Annotated in this window: 1 pseudogene; it reads left to right on the forward strand. The window is 49.8% G+C overall.

The features are described from left to right. Positions 1-243, forward strand: a pseudogene (locus WG929_RS21195) (IS630 family transposase); the annotation flags it as partial.

Genomic DNA, 243 nt, shown 5'->3' on the forward strand with positions numbered 1-243 from the left:
CGGCAAACGCAACCCATTGGTCAACCACTCTGATGGCGAAAGAAACCGGACTGAATGCCATGGCGATCAGTCGGATATGGCGAGCCTTTGGTCTGAAGCCACATCGTCTGGAAACCTTCAAGCTGTCGAGAGATCCTTACTTTGTTGAAAAGGTTCACGACATCGTTGGCTTGTATATGAACCCTCCGGACAAGGCATTGGTGTTGTGTGTCGATGAAAAGAGTCAGATTCAGGCCTTGAACC

Origin of the sequence: Oceanobacter antarcticus (assembly GCF_044962685.1) — a bacterium.
GTDB classification, from domain to species: domain Bacteria; phylum Pseudomonadota; class Gammaproteobacteria; order Pseudomonadales; family Oceanobacteraceae; genus Oceanobacter; species Oceanobacter antarcticus.